This window comes from Staphylococcus sp. 8AQ (assembly GCF_902506595.1).
Taxonomy (GTDB): domain Bacteria; phylum Bacillota; class Bacilli; order Staphylococcales; family Staphylococcaceae; genus Staphylococcus; species Staphylococcus pasteuri.
Genome location: NZ_LR733871.1, coordinates 1,504,132 through 1,523,373, shown reverse-complemented (window position 1 = coordinate 1,523,373; position 19,242 = coordinate 1,504,132). Strand labels below are relative to the sequence as shown.

18 protein-coding genes are annotated in these 19,242 nt (G+C 32.1%); 15 read left to right on the top strand and 3 right to left on the bottom strand.

Going from position 1 to position 19,242, the window contains the following annotated elements; all coding sequences use genetic code 11:
* Nucleotides 1-20: 20 nt before the first annotated feature.
* From GVY01_RS07570 to GVY01_RS07560, 3 genes are read left to right on the top strand one after another with little or no spacing between them, the layout of a single operon-like run.
* Nucleotides 21-1,322: a pyrimidine-nucleoside phosphorylase gene (locus GVY01_RS07570; RefSeq protein WP_017636799.1), complete on the top strand. Its 1,302-nt coding sequence runs from the start codon at nt 21-23 to the stop codon at nt 1,320-1,322.
* Nucleotides 1,323-1,334: 12 nt separating this feature from the next.
* A complete protein-coding gene (deoB, locus tag GVY01_RS07565) occupies nt 1,335-2,525 on the top strand; it encodes a phosphopentomutase (RefSeq protein ID WP_017636798.1) in 1,191 nt (396 codons plus the stop codon).
* Complete coding sequence (locus tag GVY01_RS07560) at nt 2,522-2,872, top strand: DoxX family protein (protein ID WP_017636797.1); 351 nt, start codon at nt 2,522-2,524, stop codon at nt 2,870-2,872. Before deoB ends, GVY01_RS07560 begins: the two co-directional genes overlap by 4 nt.
* A gap of 68 nt (nt 2,873-2,940) precedes the next feature.
* On the opposite strand, the gene GVY01_RS07555 is transcribed toward GVY01_RS07560, so the two are convergent.
* Entirely contained in the window at nt 2,941-3,411 is a 471-nt protein-coding gene (locus tag GVY01_RS07555) for an S-ribosylhomocysteine lyase (RefSeq protein ID WP_017636796.1), read from the bottom strand.
* A 263-nt stretch (nt 3,412-3,674) separates the two neighbouring features.
* Here GVY01_RS07555 and GVY01_RS07550 point away from each other — a divergent pair, with 263 nt between their 5' ends.
* The 3 genes from GVY01_RS07550 to GVY01_RS07540 all read left to right on the top strand — a co-directional run bounded on the left by GVY01_RS07550 (nt 3,675) and on the right by GVY01_RS07540 (nt 6,930).
* The gene (locus GVY01_RS07550; RefSeq protein ID WP_159333699.1) at nt 3,675-4,859 is read left to right on the top strand and encodes a M20 family metallopeptidase; all 1,185 of its coding nucleotides are present in this window, start codon (nt 3,675-3,677) and stop codon (nt 4,857-4,859) included.
* Nucleotides 4,859-6,052 (top strand): L-aspartate--L-methionine ligase LdmS, encoded by a 1,194-nt coding sequence (gene ldmS, locus GVY01_RS07545; protein WP_017636794.1) that lies wholly within the window; start codon nt 4,859-4,861, stop codon nt 6,050-6,052. The genes GVY01_RS07550 and ldmS overlap by 1 nt, the downstream gene beginning before the upstream one ends.
* A 212-nt stretch (nt 6,053-6,264) precedes the next feature.
* Entirely contained in the window at nt 6,265-6,930 is a 666-nt protein-coding gene (locus GVY01_RS07540) for a DUF2750 domain-containing protein (protein ID WP_017636793.1), read from the top strand.
* Between the two features lie 73 nt (nt 6,931-7,003).
* Here the strand turns inward: GVY01_RS07540 and coaW are convergent, their stop codons facing one another.
* The gene (gene coaW / locus GVY01_RS07535; protein WP_017636792.1) at nt 7,004-7,813 is read right to left on the bottom strand and encodes a type II pantothenate kinase; all 810 of its coding nucleotides are present in this window, start codon (nt 7,811-7,813) and stop codon (nt 7,004-7,006) included.
* A 284-nt stretch (nt 7,814-8,097) separates the two neighbouring features.
* Between coaW and GVY01_RS07530 the strand changes: the two genes are divergently transcribed.
* The 3 genes from GVY01_RS07530 to GVY01_RS07520 all read left to right on the top strand — a co-directional run bounded on the left by GVY01_RS07530 (nt 8,098) and on the right by GVY01_RS07520 (nt 11,508).
* On the top strand, nt 8,098-8,958 hold the full coding sequence (locus tag GVY01_RS07530) for a GNAT family N-acetyltransferase (RefSeq protein ID WP_017636791.1): 861 nt from the start codon (nt 8,098-8,100) through the stop codon (nt 8,956-8,958).
* Between the two features lie 113 nt (nt 8,959-9,071).
* A complete protein-coding gene (rpoE, locus tag GVY01_RS07525) occupies nt 9,072-9,599 on the top strand; it encodes a DNA-directed RNA polymerase subunit delta (protein ID WP_017636790.1) in 528 nt (175 codons plus the stop codon).
* A gap of 301 nt (nt 9,600-9,900) precedes the next feature.
* Nucleotides 9,901-11,508: a CTP synthase gene (locus GVY01_RS07520; RefSeq protein ID WP_017636789.1), complete on the top strand. Its 1,608-nt coding sequence runs from the start codon at nt 9,901-9,903 to the stop codon at nt 11,506-11,508.
* Between the two features lie 339 nt (nt 11,509-11,847).
* On the opposite strand, the gene GVY01_RS07515 is transcribed toward GVY01_RS07520, so the two are convergent.
* Nucleotides 11,848-12,369 carry a DUF2529 domain-containing protein gene (locus GVY01_RS07515; RefSeq protein WP_017636788.1) on the bottom strand — a complete coding sequence of 174 codons (522 nt, stop codon included), beginning with the start codon at nt 12,367-12,369 and terminating at the stop codon, nt 11,848-11,850.
* A gap of 217 nt (nt 12,370-12,586) precedes the next feature.
* Between GVY01_RS07515 and fdaB the strand changes: the two genes are divergently transcribed.
* From fdaB to GVY01_RS07485, 6 genes are all read left to right on the top strand, one after another.
* Nucleotides 12,587-13,447, top strand: a complete 861-nt coding sequence (gene fdaB, locus GVY01_RS07510) for a class IIb fructose-bisphosphate aldolase FdaB (protein ID WP_017636787.1) — start codon at nt 12,587-12,589, stop codon at nt 13,445-13,447.
* Between the two features lie 281 nt (nt 13,448-13,728).
* Nucleotides 13,729-14,988 (top strand): UDP-N-acetylglucosamine 1-carboxyvinyltransferase, encoded by a 1,260-nt coding sequence (locus GVY01_RS07505; RefSeq protein WP_017636786.1) that lies wholly within the window; start codon nt 13,729-13,731, stop codon nt 14,986-14,988.
* Between the two features lie 87 nt (nt 14,989-15,075).
* The gene (locus GVY01_RS07500) at nt 15,076-15,414 is read left to right on the top strand and encodes a winged helix-turn-helix transcriptional regulator (RefSeq protein ID WP_017636785.1); all 339 of its coding nucleotides are present in this window, start codon (nt 15,076-15,078) and stop codon (nt 15,412-15,414) included.
* Nucleotides 15,415-15,754: 340 nt separating this feature from the next.
* A complete protein-coding gene (locus tag GVY01_RS07495; RefSeq protein WP_108016980.1) occupies nt 15,755-17,182 on the top strand; it encodes an aldehyde dehydrogenase family protein in 1,428 nt (475 codons plus the stop codon).
* A gap of 249 nt (nt 17,183-17,431) precedes the next feature.
* The gene (gene rho, locus GVY01_RS07490) at nt 17,432-18,748 is read left to right on the top strand and encodes a transcription termination factor Rho (RefSeq protein ID WP_159333698.1); all 1,317 of its coding nucleotides are present in this window, start codon (nt 17,432-17,434) and stop codon (nt 18,746-18,748) included.
* 112 nt (nt 18,749-18,860) lie between these two features.
* The gene (locus GVY01_RS07485; RefSeq protein WP_017636782.1) at nt 18,861-19,118 is read left to right on the top strand and encodes a type B 50S ribosomal protein L31; all 258 of its coding nucleotides are present in this window, start codon (nt 18,861-18,863) and stop codon (nt 19,116-19,118) included.
* Nucleotides 19,119-19,242 lie beyond the last annotated feature (124 nt).

Here is a 19,242-nt window from a genome sequence, read left to right as displayed (position 1 = left end):
TCTAAAAGGAGGCTTTGTTTATGAGAATGATAGATATAATTGAAAAGAAACGTGACGGGTATGCATTAACAAAAGAAGAAATAGACTTTTTCATTAAAGGTTATACGAATGGCGATATTCCTGATTATCAAGCATCTAGTTTGGCAATGGCTATTTTCTTCCAAGATATGACTGAAGAAGAACGTGCAAATTTAACTATGGCGATGGTAAATTCAGGCGATGTCATTGATTTATCAAATATTGATGGAATTAAAGTAGATAAGCATTCAACAGGTGGTGTTGGTGATACTACTACACTAGTATTAGCTCCTTTAGTGGTTTCAGTAGGTGTACCAGTCGCGAAAATGAGTGGACGAGGATTAGGACATACTGGTGGTACAATTGATAAACTTGAATCAGCAAAAGGTTTCCATGTTGAATTATCAGAAGATGAATTTGTTAAACTTGTTAATGAAAACCAAGTAGCCGTTATGGGACAATCTGGTAATTTGACTCCTGCAGATAAAAAATTATATGCATTAAGAGATGTTACAGGAACAGTCAACTCTATTCCTTTAATAGCATCTTCTATAATGAGTAAGAAAATTGCGGCTGGTGCCGATGCAATTGTTTTAGATGTTAAAACTGGTAGCGGCGCATTTATGAAAACGATTGAAGATGCAGAAACTTTAGCCCATGCTATGGTACGAATTGGAAATAATGTAGGTAGAAATACGATGGCAATTATTTCAGACATGAGCCAGCCACTGGGTAATGCTATTGGTAATGGTTTAGAATTAAAAGAAGCTATTGAAACATTAAAAGGTCAAGGTCCAGATGACTTAACGGAATTAGTACTTACTCTAGGATCACAAATGGTAGTACTTGCTAAACAAGCATCAACACTTGATGAAGCACGTGAATATCTAACACAATCTATTGAATCCGGTAAAGCATTGGAAAAATTTAAATCATTTATTAGTAATCAGGGTGGCGATGCTTCTATTGTCGATCATCCAGAAAATCTTGCTAATGCAAAATTTAAAATTGATTACGCTGTAAAACAAGATGGCTATATAACAGAAATGATTGCAAATGAGATAGGTGTTGCATCAATGATGTTAGGTGCCGGTAGACAGACTAAAGAAGATGTGATTGATTTAAGTGTTGGCATAGTATTAAATAAAAAAGTTGGCGACAAAGTCAAAGCCGGTGAATCTATATTGACGATTCATAGTAATAAAGAAAATATTGATGATATATTTGATAAATTGAATGAAAGTATTAGAATTGATAGTGAAAGTCATACACCAACATTAATTCAAAAAATAATTACGGAGTAGGAGATGTAAATAATGACTACACCATTTAAAAGGGTTCATCTTATTGTAATGGACTCGGTAGGTATAGGAGAAGGACCTGACGCTGCAGCATTTAATGATGAAGGCTCACACACTTTAAAACATACACTTGAAGGATTTAATCAGTCATTACCTAACTTAGAAAAATTAGGTCTTGGCAATATTGATTCTTTACCAGTTGTCTCTAAAGTTGACCAACCACAAGCTTTTTACACAAAGTTAAGTGAAGCATCAGTTGGAAAAGATACAATGACTGGTCATTGGGAAATTATGGGATTAAATATTATGCAACCATTTAAAGTATATCCTAATGGATTTCCAGATGAATTAGTTGAAGAAATAGAAAGAATGACTGGTCGTAAGGTTGTTGCCAATAGACCCGCTTCAGGTACACAAATCATTGATGAGTGGGGAGAACACCAAATGAAAACTGGCGATTTAATCGTCTATACTAGTGCAGACCCAGTACTTCAAATTGCTGCACATGAAGATATTATCCCACTTGAAGAACTATACGATATTTGTGAAAAGGTTAGAGAATTAACAAAAGATCCTAAATATTTAATCGGTAGAATTATAGCACGTCCATATGTTGGTGAACCAGGTAACTTTACACGTACCTCTAATCGACATGACTATGCATTAAAACCATTTGGTAAAACTGTTATGAATTCATTGAAAGAAAACAATTACGATGTTATCGCTATCGGTAAAATTAATGATATTTATGATGGTGAAGGCGTTACAGAAGCTATTCGTACTAAAAGTAATATGGACGGTATGGATCAATTAATAAATGTAGTTAAAAAAGATTTCAATGGTATAAGCTTTTTAAATTTAGTTGACTTTGATGCGCTTTATGGACATCGACGCGATAAACCAGGTTATGCTCAAGCGATTAAAGACTTCGACGAAAGATTACCTGAACTCATCGAAAATTTAAATGAAGATGATTTAGTTATTATAACAGCAGATCATGGTAATGACCCAACAGCAGACGGCACAGACCATACGAGAGAATATATACCAGTATTAATGTTTAGTCCAAAAATTAAGGACTATCATGAATTACCAGGTGATACAACATTTAGCTCAATTGGGGCTACAATTGCAGATAATTTCAACGTAGAATTACCCGAATATGGAAAAAGTTATTTAAAAGAAATGGGAGTGGAACACGAATGAAATTATTAAGATGGACTTTAGGTTTAGTATTTGGATCAGCAGGTGTACTACATTTTACACATGAAAGAAATTTTAGAACGATTGTTCCTGATTATTTACCATTACAAAAGACAGCGGTTCTTGTCACTGGTGTATTTGAAATATTCTTTGGTGTAGCTTTATTAATTAAACGCCCAGCAAGTTGGTTGAAAAAAGGTATTAATTTATTCCTATTAGCAGTTTTACCAGCTAATGTTTATATGGCTAGAAAGAAATTACCACTAGGAGATAAACAAGTACCAGCATGGGCTTTATGGTTAAGACTACCTCTACAATTCGTTATTATGGGGTTAGTTAAAAAATTATAATAATAGCAATATGTAAAAAAAGACGTTATCCATTTTAGGATAACGTCTTTTTTTTATGATTAAGTTTATTATTTACCTTCTCCAAATACATCATGCCATTGGTCACGTTTATCTAAGAATGCTTGTGCAATTTCTTTTGCACCTTCAAGTGAATGGCTTGCAGCCCAACCACATTGAACTTCATTACATGCAGGAACTTCAGTTGCATTTAAAACATCGTTTAATGTTTTTTCAACTATGTTTAATACATCATCATAATCATCGTGATTAATGAATGATACATAGAAACCAGTTTGACAACCCATTGGACTTAAATCAACAACTTTATCTGTATGATTTCTAATATTTTCAGCCATTAAATGTTCTAAAGAATGTAATCCAGGCATTTCCATATGATCTTTATTTGGTTGTTTGAAGCGAATATCATATTTATTAATTTTATCGCCATTTAAGCCTTCCATAGTACCTGCTAATCTAATAAATGGTGCTACCACTTTAGTGTGATCTAAATTGAAACTTTCTACGTTCATTTTTGCCATTATATTACCCTCCTTGAATATACGTACAAACTCATTTAATGAATAACTAAATTGTAACAATACTATTTTGTTTTTACAATTTTAAGATAAGAATGATTAATGGTTAAATTACAAGTTTGAATTGTAAGAAAATTGTGTAAACATTAATAAATGTAATGACATTTAAAAGTAAATCCGATAAAATGAGTAATAATTAATTGAACGATAAAGTTTATGGGTATCTTTAGAAAGATAGTGGATTAGTAGAATGGGAGTTTGGTAATATGAGCGAAAAGCAAAATATATTAGATTATATTGAAAATAATAAATACGAATATGTAGAAATGAGTCATCGCATACATGAAAGACCAGAACTAGGAAATGAAGAAATTTTTGCATCTAGAACATTGATTGATACATTAAAAGCAAATGGTTTTGAAATCGAAACTGATATTGCAGGACATGCTACAGGTTTTATAGCAACATATGAATCTGATAAAGAAGGACCAGTGATTGGTTTCTTAGCAGAATATGATGCATTACCCGGTTTAGGACATGCTTGCGGTCACAATATTATAGGAACTGCAAGTACATTAGGTGGTATTGCTTTAAAACAAGTTATTGATCATATAGGTGGTTCTGTAGTTGTTTTAGGTTGCCCAGCAGAAGAAGGTGGAGAGAATGGTAGTGCCAAAGCCTCTTACGTTAAAGCAGGCATAATAGATGATATTGATATTGCTTTAATGGTACATCCTGGCAACGAAACTTATAGAACGATTAATACACTTGCAGTAGATGTATTAGATGTGAAATTTTACGGAAAAAGCGCGCATGCATCTGAAAATACAGATGAAGCACTTAATGCATTAGATGCAATGATTTCTTATTTCAATGGTGTAGCGCAACTTAGACAACATATTAAAAAAAGTCAGCGTGTTCATGGTGTGATTTTAGATGGCGGTAAAGCTGCCAATATCATCCCTGACTTTACACATGCACGATTTTATACAAGAGCCACTTCAAGAAAAGAGCTAGACGTATTAACTGAAAAGGTTAAACAAATTGCACGTGGAGCTGCTATTCAAACGGGTTGCGACTATGAATTTGGTCCTATTCAAAATGGAGTGAATGAACTTATTAAATCTCCTAAATTAGATGATTTATTTGAGAAATACGCAACTGAAATGGGAGAAGCGGTCATTGATGATGATTTTGGTTATGGTTCTACAGATACTGGTAATGTCAGCCATGTAGTTCCAACAATACATCCCCATATTAAAATTGGTTCTAGAAATCTTGTAGGTCATACGCATCGTTTTAGAGAAGCGGCAGCAAGTTTACAAGGGGATCAAGCATTAATTAAAGGGGCAAAAATTATGGCATTAATGGGTTTAGAATTAATAAATGATACGTCGTTATTCAATGAAATTGTTGAAGAACATCATCATATGAAGGGACATGTGAAATAATGAGTGAAAATGTATATAGTCCAAAATTAACTTTAAGTGATTTATACCAGGATAATGTAGTATATACTTCTAGACCTTCATACATTTCTAACCCATGGCTTAAACCAGATGAACATCAGTCTAATTTTTTAACAGGGCGAGAATTACTTATTGCGAATCAGTTTCCCGTTATAGTGCATGAAGCAAGTGTAACTGATAAGCTAGAGAAATTATTTGAAGAGGTAGGAAAACGTATTCCACCAAGTATTTATAAGTTTAGTGATCAACAAACATATGAATCATTAATTAAAAAATTAGCACATGAAGAAAGAAAAAAGATATATTTTCAATATATACATGACGAAGATGTACTTGAAAAATCATACTACGCTTTAAACAAAGATGTATTTGTAGCTTTGAATAATAAAGCAAGAATACCAGAATGGACGAATGGTAAATATCTTCCTCAAAGAGAAATTATACCTATAGAGCAATTCGATGAAGCTATAGAACATTGGAATTATCCATTTGTTATTAAACCGGGAGACGATTTACCAACTGCTGGTGGATACGGAGTGATGATCTGTTATAATAATCAAGATTTAGCTAAGGCTAAAAAACGTATTAAAGATGCAACTGAAGCTACAGAACAATTAATCATTGAACAAAAAATTGAAGCTGTTCAAAATTACTGTGTTCAATTTGCTTATTCAGAAGATATAGGGATTCAATATTTAGGAACAGCTAGACAATTAACCAATGAATATGGCTTTTATAATGGTAATGAAAACGTTGAAGATGTACCACAACACGTCATTGATGCTGGTAGAGAGATTATGTCAATAGGAGTAAGTTTAGGTTTCTTCGGTGTGGCAGGGTTTGACTTGTTATTAGATGAACATAATGATGTTTACGCAATAGATTTAAACTTTAGACAAAATGGTTCTACTAGTATGTTATTACTAGCTGATGAATTAACTAATGGATACCATAAATTTTATAGTTACTTTTCTGATGGTAATAATGACCATTTCTTTAACACCATTCTTAAATACGTGAAAAAAGGTGTATTATATCCGTTATCTTATTACGATGGTGACTGGTATGGCGTCAATAAAGTCAATTCAAGATTTGGATGTATATGGCATGGTAAAGATAAAGCATATATTCAACAAATGGAAGAAGCATTTTTAAATGATTTAAAAGTTAAATAAAATAGCGACCCTTGAATTTTAAGTACAATAGCTTAATTTTCAAGGGTATTTTATAAAAAAGAAAAACTAATAATATCATTAATTAGTATAAATGATTAATCTAATCAATGAATAAGTACGGTATAGCATCATCGCTCTGTTGACTAACGAAAATGAGTCATTTAATATTTTTATTAAGTGATAAAATATAATATATGAATCGAGGGTGTAAAATGTCTTACAAAGAAGAACCATTTTTCAAAGAAATGTTAATTAATGAACATTTATATTTTGCTTCTAAAAATAAAAAAATAGTACGTTTAACGAAAAATGAACAATTATATGTAACTGTTTGGACTGATGATGAAACGGCGAAACAATATTTAAATGATAATGACATTAGTTATGATAAGATAGTGAAAATAGATTTAGACCGTTTTGTCGCATATGATTTAGATGAATTATTTGATGAAACAGATAAAGTACTCATAGATATAACTAATGAACAGAGTGGAAAACTAGTCAATATTTATGAAATTTCGAGAGAGTTAATGTCTGAACTTGATAAAATTAGAATTAAAGAATTTGTTAAAGATGTTGCTAAATATGACCATGTTTATGGTCTGACAAATAAAAGTGAAAAGAATTTTATCTTAATTGAAGATGATAGAGAAAATAAACCTCAAATTATGCCTGTATGGAGCTTGAAGAAAAGAGCGCAAAAAGTAAAAGAAGAAGATTTTGAAGAATGCGATTTAATTGAGATTGAGACAAGTGTATTTGACGACTGGCTTGATAAATTACGCGATGATGACAAAGCGGTAGGCATAGATTTAAAACCTGGTGTGATTGGTACAGTGGTATCCGCACAAAAACTATCAAATGAAATGACAACCTAATTGAATAGTATATTTGCTAAGATAAAAAGGAGTGAATTGAAATAAATAAGTTTCAATTCACTCCTTTTATGAGTTAATGATCTAATGTTAAATGTAAAGCACCTATAGCTCCAGAGAACGCACCATGCTCAATATAATAAGGTTTAAATCCTCTCAATACAGTATAATCTTCTATGACTTTACGTAATAATGGGTTGTTATTAAATGAAGATCCTATGTAAACTACATTTTCTGTTTGATGTTCTCGAGCAACAGTAATTGCCATTGTGGTAATCACTTCGCCAACAACACCAACTACAGAAGCGAGTTTATTTTCAATTGAAAAATCTTCATTCACATGATGTAAGACATTTCCAAAATTAGCTGCAGTTAAGTCGCCAGGAATAGGGGGTTCACAATCTTTATAGATATGTTTTACTTTCAAGTCTATTGAATCCCTGTCACCATTTTGAGCTAAATCTGTTAATTGTTTATAATCTGTTACTTGGCTTAATAAATAACCTAAACCTTGTATCATTCCGCCACCAGTACCGATACCGCCTACGCGTTGTTGTTGCTCACCGTCATAATAATGAAGAGACGTACCTGTTCCAACATTAGCAAAAATATATTGATTGATGTCATGTCCTTGTTCATTTAGTAGAATTCCAAGCCCTTTTGAAGCAGCATCAAACTCAACATATATTTGTGTTGGTTTGGAGATGTGTTCTGCAATAATACTTGCTTGACCTCCAGTTAAGCTTAAACTTTCAAAATCGATTTCATTTAACCATTTTATTACTTTATCAATATTGACAGTTAATTCAGTGTGATATTCACGTTGGTGTTCAGATTCTTGAACGATTTTGATTAACGTTCCACCAGCATCGATTCCTATTTTCATATTACTCCCACCTCAAATCAAAAATGCATCACCCATAATAGTATAATAAATTAAACGAAATACAAGAGTTTATTTCATATTCAACTTAAAATACAAATTTATCAAACGTATTGCATTATTTATTAAGTTGAAGTTAGGCCTATTAAATGAATTGTTTAATTAAGACAGTTATATTTAAAATGATAATTTAAGTGTAAGTAATTTCGATTAATATGAGAAATAGTATTACAATAGGGTAAAGTAATATATAATAAGTGAGTATTAAATGAATAGGGGATTGACTTATGACTACAAAAAAGCAATTTGAAGATATTACAATTCAAGTTTTTGAAGAGCGATACCGTGAAGATATATTAAATTTTGAATTGAGCGAAAGACAACAAATATATTCTTCATTGCCTAAATCAGTATTAGAAGAGGCACTTAATGATGAAGACCGAGTTGCTAATATAGCTAAAAATAGCGAAGGGGAAGTTGTCGGTTTCTTTGTTTTACATCAATATTATCAACATGAAGGCTATGATACGCCAGAAAATGTCGTCTATGTTCGATCATTATCAGTAAATGAGCGTTATCAAGGGCATGGCTACGGTACTAAAATGATGATGTATCTACCTCAGTATGTCCAAACACTATTCCCAGATTTTAACCACTTATATTTAGTGGTCGATGCTGAAAATCAATCTGCTTGGAATGTATATGAACGTGCAGGTTTTATGCATGCAGCTACTAAAGAGGAAGGGCCAATTGGAAAAGAACGATTATATTATTTGGACTTGGATTCTAAACATGTATCCTCTTTGAAACTAGAAGAAAATGAGTCTTCAGAAGAGGCGAATATTCATTTAATCAACTTACTTAAAGATGGTGAAAAAGTTGGTTTCATAGGTATTGAACAAGTTGAAGACCGTATGCGTATTTCAGGCATTGAAGTAAATAAGACACATCGAAATGAAGGAATTGCTGAAAGCGCGTTAAGACAATTACCAACCTATATACGTAAACATTTTGATAATATTAAAGTATTATCCATTACACTATATGGAGAAAATAACGAATTAAGTCCATTATGTATTAATAGTAATTTTGTAGAAGTAGAACAAGCAGAAGATTATATTTTATTTGAAAAGTATATAAATTATTAACAGAGATTGCGTAAACACCGATTGTCATTTATAATTTATTTTTGTTACTATTAATTAATGAAATTTGACCAACTTATTTAAGATGAAAATCCTTTGAAAGGAAGTATTTTATAATGAAAATTAAAGATTACACAAAAGAAATGGTAGATGAGAAATCATTTATTGATATGGCTTATACGCTTTTAAATGAAAAAGGCGACACAATGAATTTATACGATATTATCGATAAATTTAGAGAATTAGGTAATTATGAATACGATGAAATCGAGAATCGTGTAGTACAATTCTATACTGATTTAAATACAGATGGTCGATTTTTAAATGTTGGTGAAAACCAATGGGGTATTCGTGATTGGTACTCAGTAGATGATATTGAAGAAAAAATCGCGCCAACTATTCAAAAATTTGATATTCTTGATGATGACGATGAAGAAGATAAAAACCTTAAATTATTAGGTGAAGATGAAGCGGATGACGATGATGATATTCCAGCAGTCACAGATGATCAAGAAACATTAAATGATCCTGAAGATGAACAAGTTGAAGATGATATTAATGAAAATGATATTGTCATTGACGAAGAAGATGAAGACGAAGATGACTTCGACGATGAGGAAGATGACGAAGAATATCAAAGTTAAATTTCTAATTGACTTTTATCCTAAAAATGATAGAATTTTATTTGGGCTCCTTTAAATAGGACACGTGTATAAATGTAATACGCTCCCCTTACTGATATGTGAGAGGGAGCTTTTTTTATTTTTAATTAAACAAGATTCCAATGAGGTAATTAATATTGTAGAATAAGTATTATTTAAAACGAATGATTAAATAGACTATGATATAAAACGAATCAAAGTAAATCGCACGTACACATCGTTCCTCATAAACTAAATACATACTTAATTTAAATGCTTTATTAAAAATTCAGGAGGTCAAATTATGACAAAGTTTATATTTGTAACAGGTGGCGTAGTTTCGTCTTTAGGTAAAGGAATTACTGCTGCATCATTAGGTAGATTATTAAAAGATAGAGGTCTTGAAGTTACGATTCAAAAATTTGATCCATACTTAAACGTTGATCCAGGTACTATGAGTCCATATCAACATGGTGAAGTATTCGTTACAGATGACGGTGCTGAAACAGATTTAGACTTAGGTCACTATGAACGTTTTATTGATATTAATTTAAATAAATATTCAAACGTAACTGCTGGTAAAGTATATTCTCACGTGCTGAAAAAAGAACGTCGCGGTGATTATTTAGGTGGAACAGTGCAAGTTATTCCACACATTACAAATGAAATTAAAGAACGTTTATTATTAGCTGGAGAAAGTACAAATGCAGATGTAGTTATCACTGAAATTGGTGGTACAACAGGTGATATTGAGTCTCTTCCATTTTTAGAAGCAATTCGTCAAATTAGAAGCGACTTAGGTAGAGAAAATGTTATGTATGTACATTGTACATTATTACCATATATTAAAGCTGCCGGTGAAATGAAAACAAAACCAACACAACATAGTGTTAAAGAATTGCGTGGTTTAGGTATTCAACCAGACTTAATTGTAGTTCGTTCAGAATATGAAATGACTCAAGATTTAAAAGATAAAATTGCATTATTCTGTGATATTAATAAAGAAAGCGTTATTGAGTGTCGTGACGCAGACTCACTTTATGAAATCCCGTTACAATTGAGTAAACAAGATATGGATGACATTGTCATCAAACGTTTACAATTAAATGCTAAATATGAAACTCAATTAGATGAATGGCAGCATTTACTTGATACTGTAAATAGCTTAGATGGTAAAATTACTATCGGTTTAGTAGGTAAATACGTAAGCTTGCAAGATGCTTATTTATCAGTCGTTGAATCACTTAAACATGCAGGCTATCCTTTCAAAAAAGATGTCGTTGTTAAATGGATTGATTCAAGTCTTGTAACAGATGATAATGTTGAGAGTTATTTATCAGATGTAGACGGTATCTTAGTACCAGGTGGATTTGGTTTCCGTGCAAGTGAAGGTAAAATTTCAGCTATTAAATATGCACGTGAAAACAATGTTCCTTATTTTGGTATTTGTTTAGGTATGCAGTTAGCTACAGTAGAATTTGCACGTAATGTATTAGGTTTAGAAGGTGCACATTCAGCAGAGTTAGATCCAAGTACACCACATCCAATCATCGATTTATTACCAGAACAAAAAGATATTGAAGATTTAGGTGGCACATTAAGATTAGGTTTATATCCATGTGCAATTAAAGATGGTACGTTAGCACATTCTATTTACAATGAAAATAATATTGAAGAAAGACATCGTCATAGATACGAATTTAACAATAATTATAGAGAACAATTAGAAGCTAATGGCATGGTATTCTCAGGTACTAGTCCAGATGGTAGATTAATAGAAATGGTAGAAATTCCTGAAAAAGATTTCTTTATTGCTTGTCAATTCCATCCAGAATTCTTATCAAGACCTAACAGACCTCAACCAATATTTAAAGCTTTTGTTGAAGCATCATTAAAACATCAACAAAAATAATACGAAAAACACGCCAGGACATAAATCTCAAAATAAAAGCACTAAGATGATTTATTTTAATCATCTTAGTGCTTTCTTTATACCCAATACTTCGTATTGTATGGCTTCGCATTCCGAGGGTACAGTTTCAGCCAGAAATACTACACAGATAAATCTGTGAGAATTTGTAAGGTCTTCAACTAGTACTGTTCCCTCAGGAGTCTTGCCATAAATACTACGTATTTATAAGTAACTTTACATTTAAAATACTAAAAAAGTAATTTCTATATTATTTCAATAGAAATTACCTTTTTTCACTTGTCGAAGAATTTTATGTTCAGCGTTTTTTTGATAAATATTTTATAATTCTAAATCACGTGTCATTTCGATCATTTGTGTATAAATGTCGTAATAAATGTAGTTAAACGCGATAGGGTGAGGTTGAACAATTTTATCGTAGTCTTCAGTGTAAACGATAGGTCTTGGGGTAGATAAATTGATGAAATGCATTAAATGCTCTGGAAAGTCATCACTTTTTGGGCGATTACATATAAGGACAAAATCAACATCTAAATCAATTAATTGTTGAACATCTTTTTCAACGTCATCGTTGTATGTAGGAGAAAATAAAAATACTCTATCAGTCGTATCTAAATCATTCATATGTTTTAAATCTGCTAATGCACGACTGGATTTTAATTTTTCATTACTATTCAATATAAAGTCTTCGTAAAATTTTAAATCTTCATATCCTTTAATATATACATGACCTTCGCCACCAATAGCTTGGACTAAGCATTGAGCTCCCATTTGTATATCTAAAGACTGTTTTTCGATCCTATCGAAGATGCCAATTAATTGTGTATTGAGTATTTTTGACATAATTAACCTCCATTCTATTCATTAAAATATTTTAAATAAACGTCTCATTGAATGCAATGATTAAAAATAATTTTAATTGTATACGTTTGCAAAATGAGATGTAGTAAGGATTGTGAAAATTGTAAATTTTAAATCATCTATTCGAATGCAATTAAGGATTAAGTTTGTTATAATGAGTTTGAAAAATACGTGCATAAGCACTCAAGGAGGAACTATAATGCCTTTAGTTTCAATGAAAGAAATGTTAATCGATGCAAAAGAAAATGGTTATGCAGTTGGTCAATACAACTTAAATAACCTAGAATTCACTCAAGCAATTTTAGAAGCTTCACAAGAAGAAAATGCACCAGTTATTTTAGGTGTATCTGAAGGTGCTGCTCGTTACATGAGCGGATTCTACACTGTAGTTAAAATGGTAGAAGGATTAATGCATGACTTAAACATCACAGTACCAGTTGCAATCCATTTAGACCACGGTTCAAGCTTTGAAAAATGTAAAGAAGCTATCGACGCTGGATTCACTTCAGTTATGATTGACGCTTCACATAGTGCATTCGAAGAAAATATCGAAATCACTTCTAAAGTGGTTGAATATGCTCACGAAAGAGGCGTATCAGTAGAAGCTGAATTAGGTACTGTTGGAGGACAAGAAGACGATGTAGTAGCTGACGGTGTTATCTACGCAGACCCTAAAGAATGTCAAGAACTAGTTGAAAAAACTGGAATTGATACTTTAGCACCTGCTTTAGGTTCAGTTCACGGTCCATATAAAGGCGAACCTAAATTAGGATTCAAAGAAATGGAAGAAATTGGTGCATCAACTGGATTACCATTAGTATTACATGGTGGTACTGGTATCCCAACTAAAGACATTCAAAAAGCAATTCCTTACGGTACAGCTAAAATTAACGTAAACACTGAAAACCAAATTGCTTCAGCAAAAGCTGTTCGCGATGTATTAAACAATGATTCTGAAGTTTACGACCCACGTAAATATTTAGGACCTGCTCGTGAAGCTATTAAAGCAACAGTTAAAGGTAAAATTAAAGAATTCGGTACTTCAAACCGTGCTAAATAATTAATATCAATGAACAAGCCATTAAACTTAGGTTTAATGGCTTGTTTTTTATGCTATAATTATTACGTATTTTATAAGGCAAACGTCATTTTTAAATAAAAACAAGTAAATCGCATGAGGTAAAAGTAAATAACATTTTAATCATATTCAATGGTGTATATTGAATAAAATGGCTATGATGTTTTAATATTTATGAACTATTTTACAAATAAAGTAAAACTATTTTATAATGCAAATAATGTGAAATTTTAATAAACGATAGAAACAAAGGAGATAAAAATATGGCTCAAGAAGTAATCAAAATTAGAGGTGGAAAGAAGCTTAATGGTGAAGTAGAGATAAGTGGTGCGAAAAATAGTGCAGTAGCAATTATTCCGGCTACTTTATTAGCTCAAGGGCAAGTAAATTTAGATGGATTACCACAAATCTCTGATGTAGAAACACTTGTAAGCTTGCTAGAAGATTTAAATATTAAAACTAAATTAAATGGTAAAAAATTAGATATTGATACCACTGAAATAGAAAACGCGCCACTTCCAAATAACAAAGTTGAATCTTTAAGAGCTTCATATTATATGATGGGTGCGATGCTCGGTCGTTTTAAAAAATGCGTTATTGGTCTTCCGGGTGGATGTCCTTTAGGTCCCCGTCCAATTGATCAGCATATAAAAGGATTTAAAGCTTTAGGTGCTGAAATAGATGAATCAAGTAATACATCAATGAAAATTGAAGCTAAACAATTAAAAGGTGCAAATATCTTTTTAGATATGGTAAGTGTTGGTGCCACTATTAATATTATGCTAGCTGCAGTACATGCAGAGGGGCAAACGGTTATAGAAAATGCAGCAAAAGAACCAGAAGTAGTGGATGTAGCTAACTTCTTGATTAGTATGGGAGCACAAATTAAAGGAGCAGGTACAACAACAATTAAAATAACTGGTGTTGATACATTACATGGTACTGAATATCAAGTGATTCCTGACCGTATAGAAGCAGGCTCATATATGTGTATGGCAGCAGCTGCTGGTGAAGAAGTAGTCATCAATAATATAGTTCCAAGACACGTAGAAGCTTTAACTTCTAAATTAAAGGAAATGGGTGTCGATATTGAGTTGAACGACGAAAAGGTTATTATCAGAAAGAATGAACCTTACCAAAGCGTTGATATTAAAACATTAGTATATCCTGGTTTTGCAACGGATTTACAACAACCCATCACACCTTTATTATTTATGACTAAAGGGCCATCTTTTGTAACTGATACGATTTATCCTGAGAGATTTAAGCATGTTGAGGAGTTACAACATATGGGAGCGGACATTAATAAAGATAATGGTACTGCGACGATTAAACCTTCAAAACTTAAAGGAGCAGAAGTATATGCAAGTGACCTAAGAGCAGGGGCTTGCTTAATAGTAGCAGGTTTAATTGCCGAAGGTGTAACGACTATTTATAATGTGAAACATATTTATCGTGGCTATACACAAATCGTTGAGCATTTAAAACAATTAGGTGCAGATATTTGGACTGAAACTATTTAAAAAATGTGGTATAATTAATATACTTAAAATTATAAGCACTTATTTAAGTGCATTAGTATTAAGATATTAGAGTGAGAGGTGAGTATCATGGAAGTTTGTCCTTATTTAGAAGAAACTTTTAAAATTTTAGGACGCAGTTGGAATGGCTTGATTATTAATTATTTATCAAGATGTGAAGATCAATCTGCACATTTTTCCGATTTGAAAAGAGACTTAAAAACAATCACGCCTCGTGCACTAAGTATAAAATTGACTGAATTAGGAGATTGGGGTTTAGTAGAAAAAAGAATAATTTCTACTAGTCCGGTTACTATTATTTATGAACTAACTGATAAAGGACGTTCATTAGCCGCATCTTTAAAACCAATTGAAGAATGGGCTCAAAATAATATAAATCTTGAACCAGAACCTGAAACTGTTAAATAGTACTTATAAATTGTACTACGTATAGTTTCTAAACCGTTAAAATACTTAATTGCATATAGTATTTGATGGTGTGATTGATTTTTGAAAGAGATTGGGACATAAACGTTTAGGATTAGAACAACATTATTGAGTGTTTGTTAAAAATCCTGCTTCGGAAAGCATTGATTGGTTGTCTGAAGTGTTGAACTTTTATGTCTCTATCTCTTTTTTTGTTACTTAATTTAAATAAAAAGTGAAAACAAAACAAATCAAGTTCAATTTAATATGATGAGCAGATATGTTTAACTTTTAATAAAAGTGGTTAGAATAGTTGTATAACAATTCTAAGGAGTGAAGTTTGATGAGACAATTCACTAAACAATATATAAATGGTGAATGGGTTGATAGTACTAGCGGTGAAACAATAGATGTAATTAACCCTGCAACTGAAGAAGTTATTGGCTCAGTAGCCAAAGGTAATGAAGAAGATGTCAACAAAGCTGTAGAAGCAGCTGATAATGTATATTTAGATTTCCGTCATAGTACGGTTGAATATAGAAGAGATTTATTAGATAAAATCGTTAAAGAATATGAAAATAGAAAAGAAGATATAATTCAAGCGATTACTGATGAATTAGGTGCACCATTATCAGTTTCTGAAAATGTACACTACCAAATGGGTCTTAACCATTTTACAGCAGCAAGAGACGCTTTAGATAATTTCGAATTTGAAGAACGTCGTGGTGATGATTTAGTTGTTAAAGAAGCGATTGGTGTGTCAGGATTAGTAACACCTTGGAACTTCCCTACAAACCAAACATCACTTAAACTAGCTGCAGCTTTTGCAGCAGGTAGTCCAGTAGTGTTGAAACCATCTGAAGAAACACCATTCGCAGCAGTAATTTTAGCTGAAATTTTCGATAAAGTAGGTATGCCAAAAGGCGTATTTAACTTAGTAAATGGTGATGGTGAAGGCGTAGGTAATCCACTTAGTGAACATCCAAAAGTAAGAATGATGTCATTTACTGGTTCTGGTCCTACAGGTTCAAAAATTATGGAAAAAGCAGCTAAAGACTTCAAAAAAGTATCACTAGAACTTGGTGGTAAATCACCATATATCGTATTAGACGATGTAGATATTGAAGCCGCAGCTAAAGCAACTACTGGTAAAGTTGTTAATAATACAGGACAAGTTTGTACTGCAGGTACACGTGTTTTAGTACCTAATAGTATTAAAGAAGACTTCTTAAAAGCGGTTAAAGAACAATTCAGTTCTGTTAAAGTAGGTAACCCTAGAGAAGAAGGTACTCAAGTTGGTCCTATTATTAGTAAAAAACAATTTGACCAAGTTCAATCATATATTGATAAAGGTATTGAAGAAGGTGCTGAATTATTCTATGGTGGCCCTGGTAAACCAGAAGGATTAGAAAAAGGATATTTCGCACGTCCAACTATTTTCATCAATGTAGATAATAATATGACTATAGCTCAAGAGGAAATCTTTGGACCAGTAATGTCAGTTATCACTTATAACGATTTAGACGAAGCTATTGAAATTGCAAATGATACTAAATATGGTTTAGCTGGATATGTTATTGGTAAAGACAAAGACACATTACACAAAGTGGCTCGTTCAATTGAAGCTGGTACAGTGGAAATTAACGAAGCAGGTCGTAAACCAGATCTACCATTTGGTGGTTATAAACAATCTGGATTAGGTCGTGAATGGGGCGACTATGGTATCGAAGAATTCTTAGAAGTTAAATCAATCGCAGGTTATTATAAATAAATAAAGTTAAATCTGAATAAGGTTTAATATCAATCATGCCAATGTACAATATTGAAGAATATTTGTGCATTGGCATTTTTATATTAACTTTTCAAAAAATCATTTTGTATTTAAATTAAAAATTTGCTATAGTTATTCTAGTATTTAGAAGGTAATGAATTACATTAACGAAAAACTTTGAAATCATTTTCGTTCACTGTTCTATCATCATCTTTTTACCACAAAAAATAAGGAAATGGGTGCAAGTCTATGCCTGAAAGAGAACGAACATCTCCTCAATATGAATCTTTCCACGAACTATACAAGAACAACACTACAAAAGAACTCACTCAAAAAGCGAAATCTTTAAAATTAACTAATTACAGCAAATTAAATAAGAAAGAACTTGTACTAGCTATCATGGAAGCTCAAATGGAGAAAGATGGCAATTATTATATGGAGGGTATTTTAGATGATATCCAACCCGATGGTTATGGTTTCTTAAGAACTGTAAACTATTCTAAGGGTGAAAAAGACATCTACATTTCAGCAAGTCAAATTCGTCGATTTGAAATAAAAAGAGGCGATAAAGTAACAGGAAAAGTCCGTAAGCCAAAAGATAATGAAAAATATTATGGTTTGTTACAGGTCGACTTTGTAAACGATCATAATGCTGAAGAAGTAAAAAAACGTCCTCACTTCCAAGCGTTGACGCCTTTGTATCCAGATGAAAGAATTTTACTAGAAACAGAACCTAAGAATTATTCCACACGAATTATGGATTTAGTTACGCCTATTGGTTTAGGTCAACGTGGTCTTATTTTAGCGCCACCAAAAGCTGGTAAAACATCCTTACTAAAAGAAATAGCTAACGCAATTATTACAAATAAACCAGATGCTAAATTATTTGTTTTATTAGTAGGTGAAAGACCCGAAGAGGTTACAGATATTGAACGTTCTGTAGAATCTGCAGAAGTTGTACATTCAACGTTTGATGAACCACCTCAACATCATGTTAAAGTTGCAGAGCTATTATTAGAAAGAGCAAAGCGTCTAGTAGAAATTGGTGAAGATGTTATTATTTTAATGGATTCTATCACACGTTTAGCTAGAGCTTATAACTTAGTTATTCCTCCAAGTGGTCGTACTTTATCTGGTGGTCTTGATCCAGCTTCACTACACAAACCTAAAGCCTTTTTTGGTGCAGCTAGAAATATCGAAGCGGGTGGTAGTTTAACTATTTTAGCTACAGCACTAGTAGATACAGGTTCACGAATGGACGATATGATTTATGAAGAGTTCAAAGGAACTGGAAATATGGAATTACATCTAGACCGTAAATTATCTGAACGTCGTATTTTCCCTGCCATTGATATTGGTAGAAGCTCAACTCGTAAAGAAGAATTATTAATTAGCAAAGCAGAACTAGATACATTATGGCAACTTCGAAATCTATTTACTGATTCTACTGATTTTACAGAAAGATTTATTCGTAAGTTAAAACGTTCAAAAAATAATAAAGATTTCTTTGAACAATTACAAAAATCAGCTGAAGAAAGTACGAAAACAGGTAAACCTATTATTTAATGTTACAAAGGGTTGCGTTTTACATTAAATACTATTATAATTACACAGTATTGGGTAAAAAACTCACAAATAACTCTGTTCCAGATGGTTCAGGGCAAAGGAGCTGAAAACAATGAAACAAGGAATTCATCCTGAGTATCATAAAGTTATCTTTTTAGATACTACTACAGATTTTAAATTTTTAAGTGGTTCTACTAAAACATCTTCAGAAACAATGGAGTGGGAAGATGGAAATGAATACCCAGTTATTCGTTTAGATATTTCTTCTGATTCACATCCATTCTATACTGGACGTCAAAAATTCGCTGCTGCGGATGGTCGTGTGGAACGCTTCAACAAAAAATTTGGTCTTAAATCAAATAATAACTAATTTAAGTTTAGACTGTCTACGCCATTGTAATGGATTTGTAGGCAGTTTTTTTATTTTATAGTGAGAAATCAATCATGTTAATAATGCATTTTTACCGTAATTAATATATAACTTAAAGTGAGTG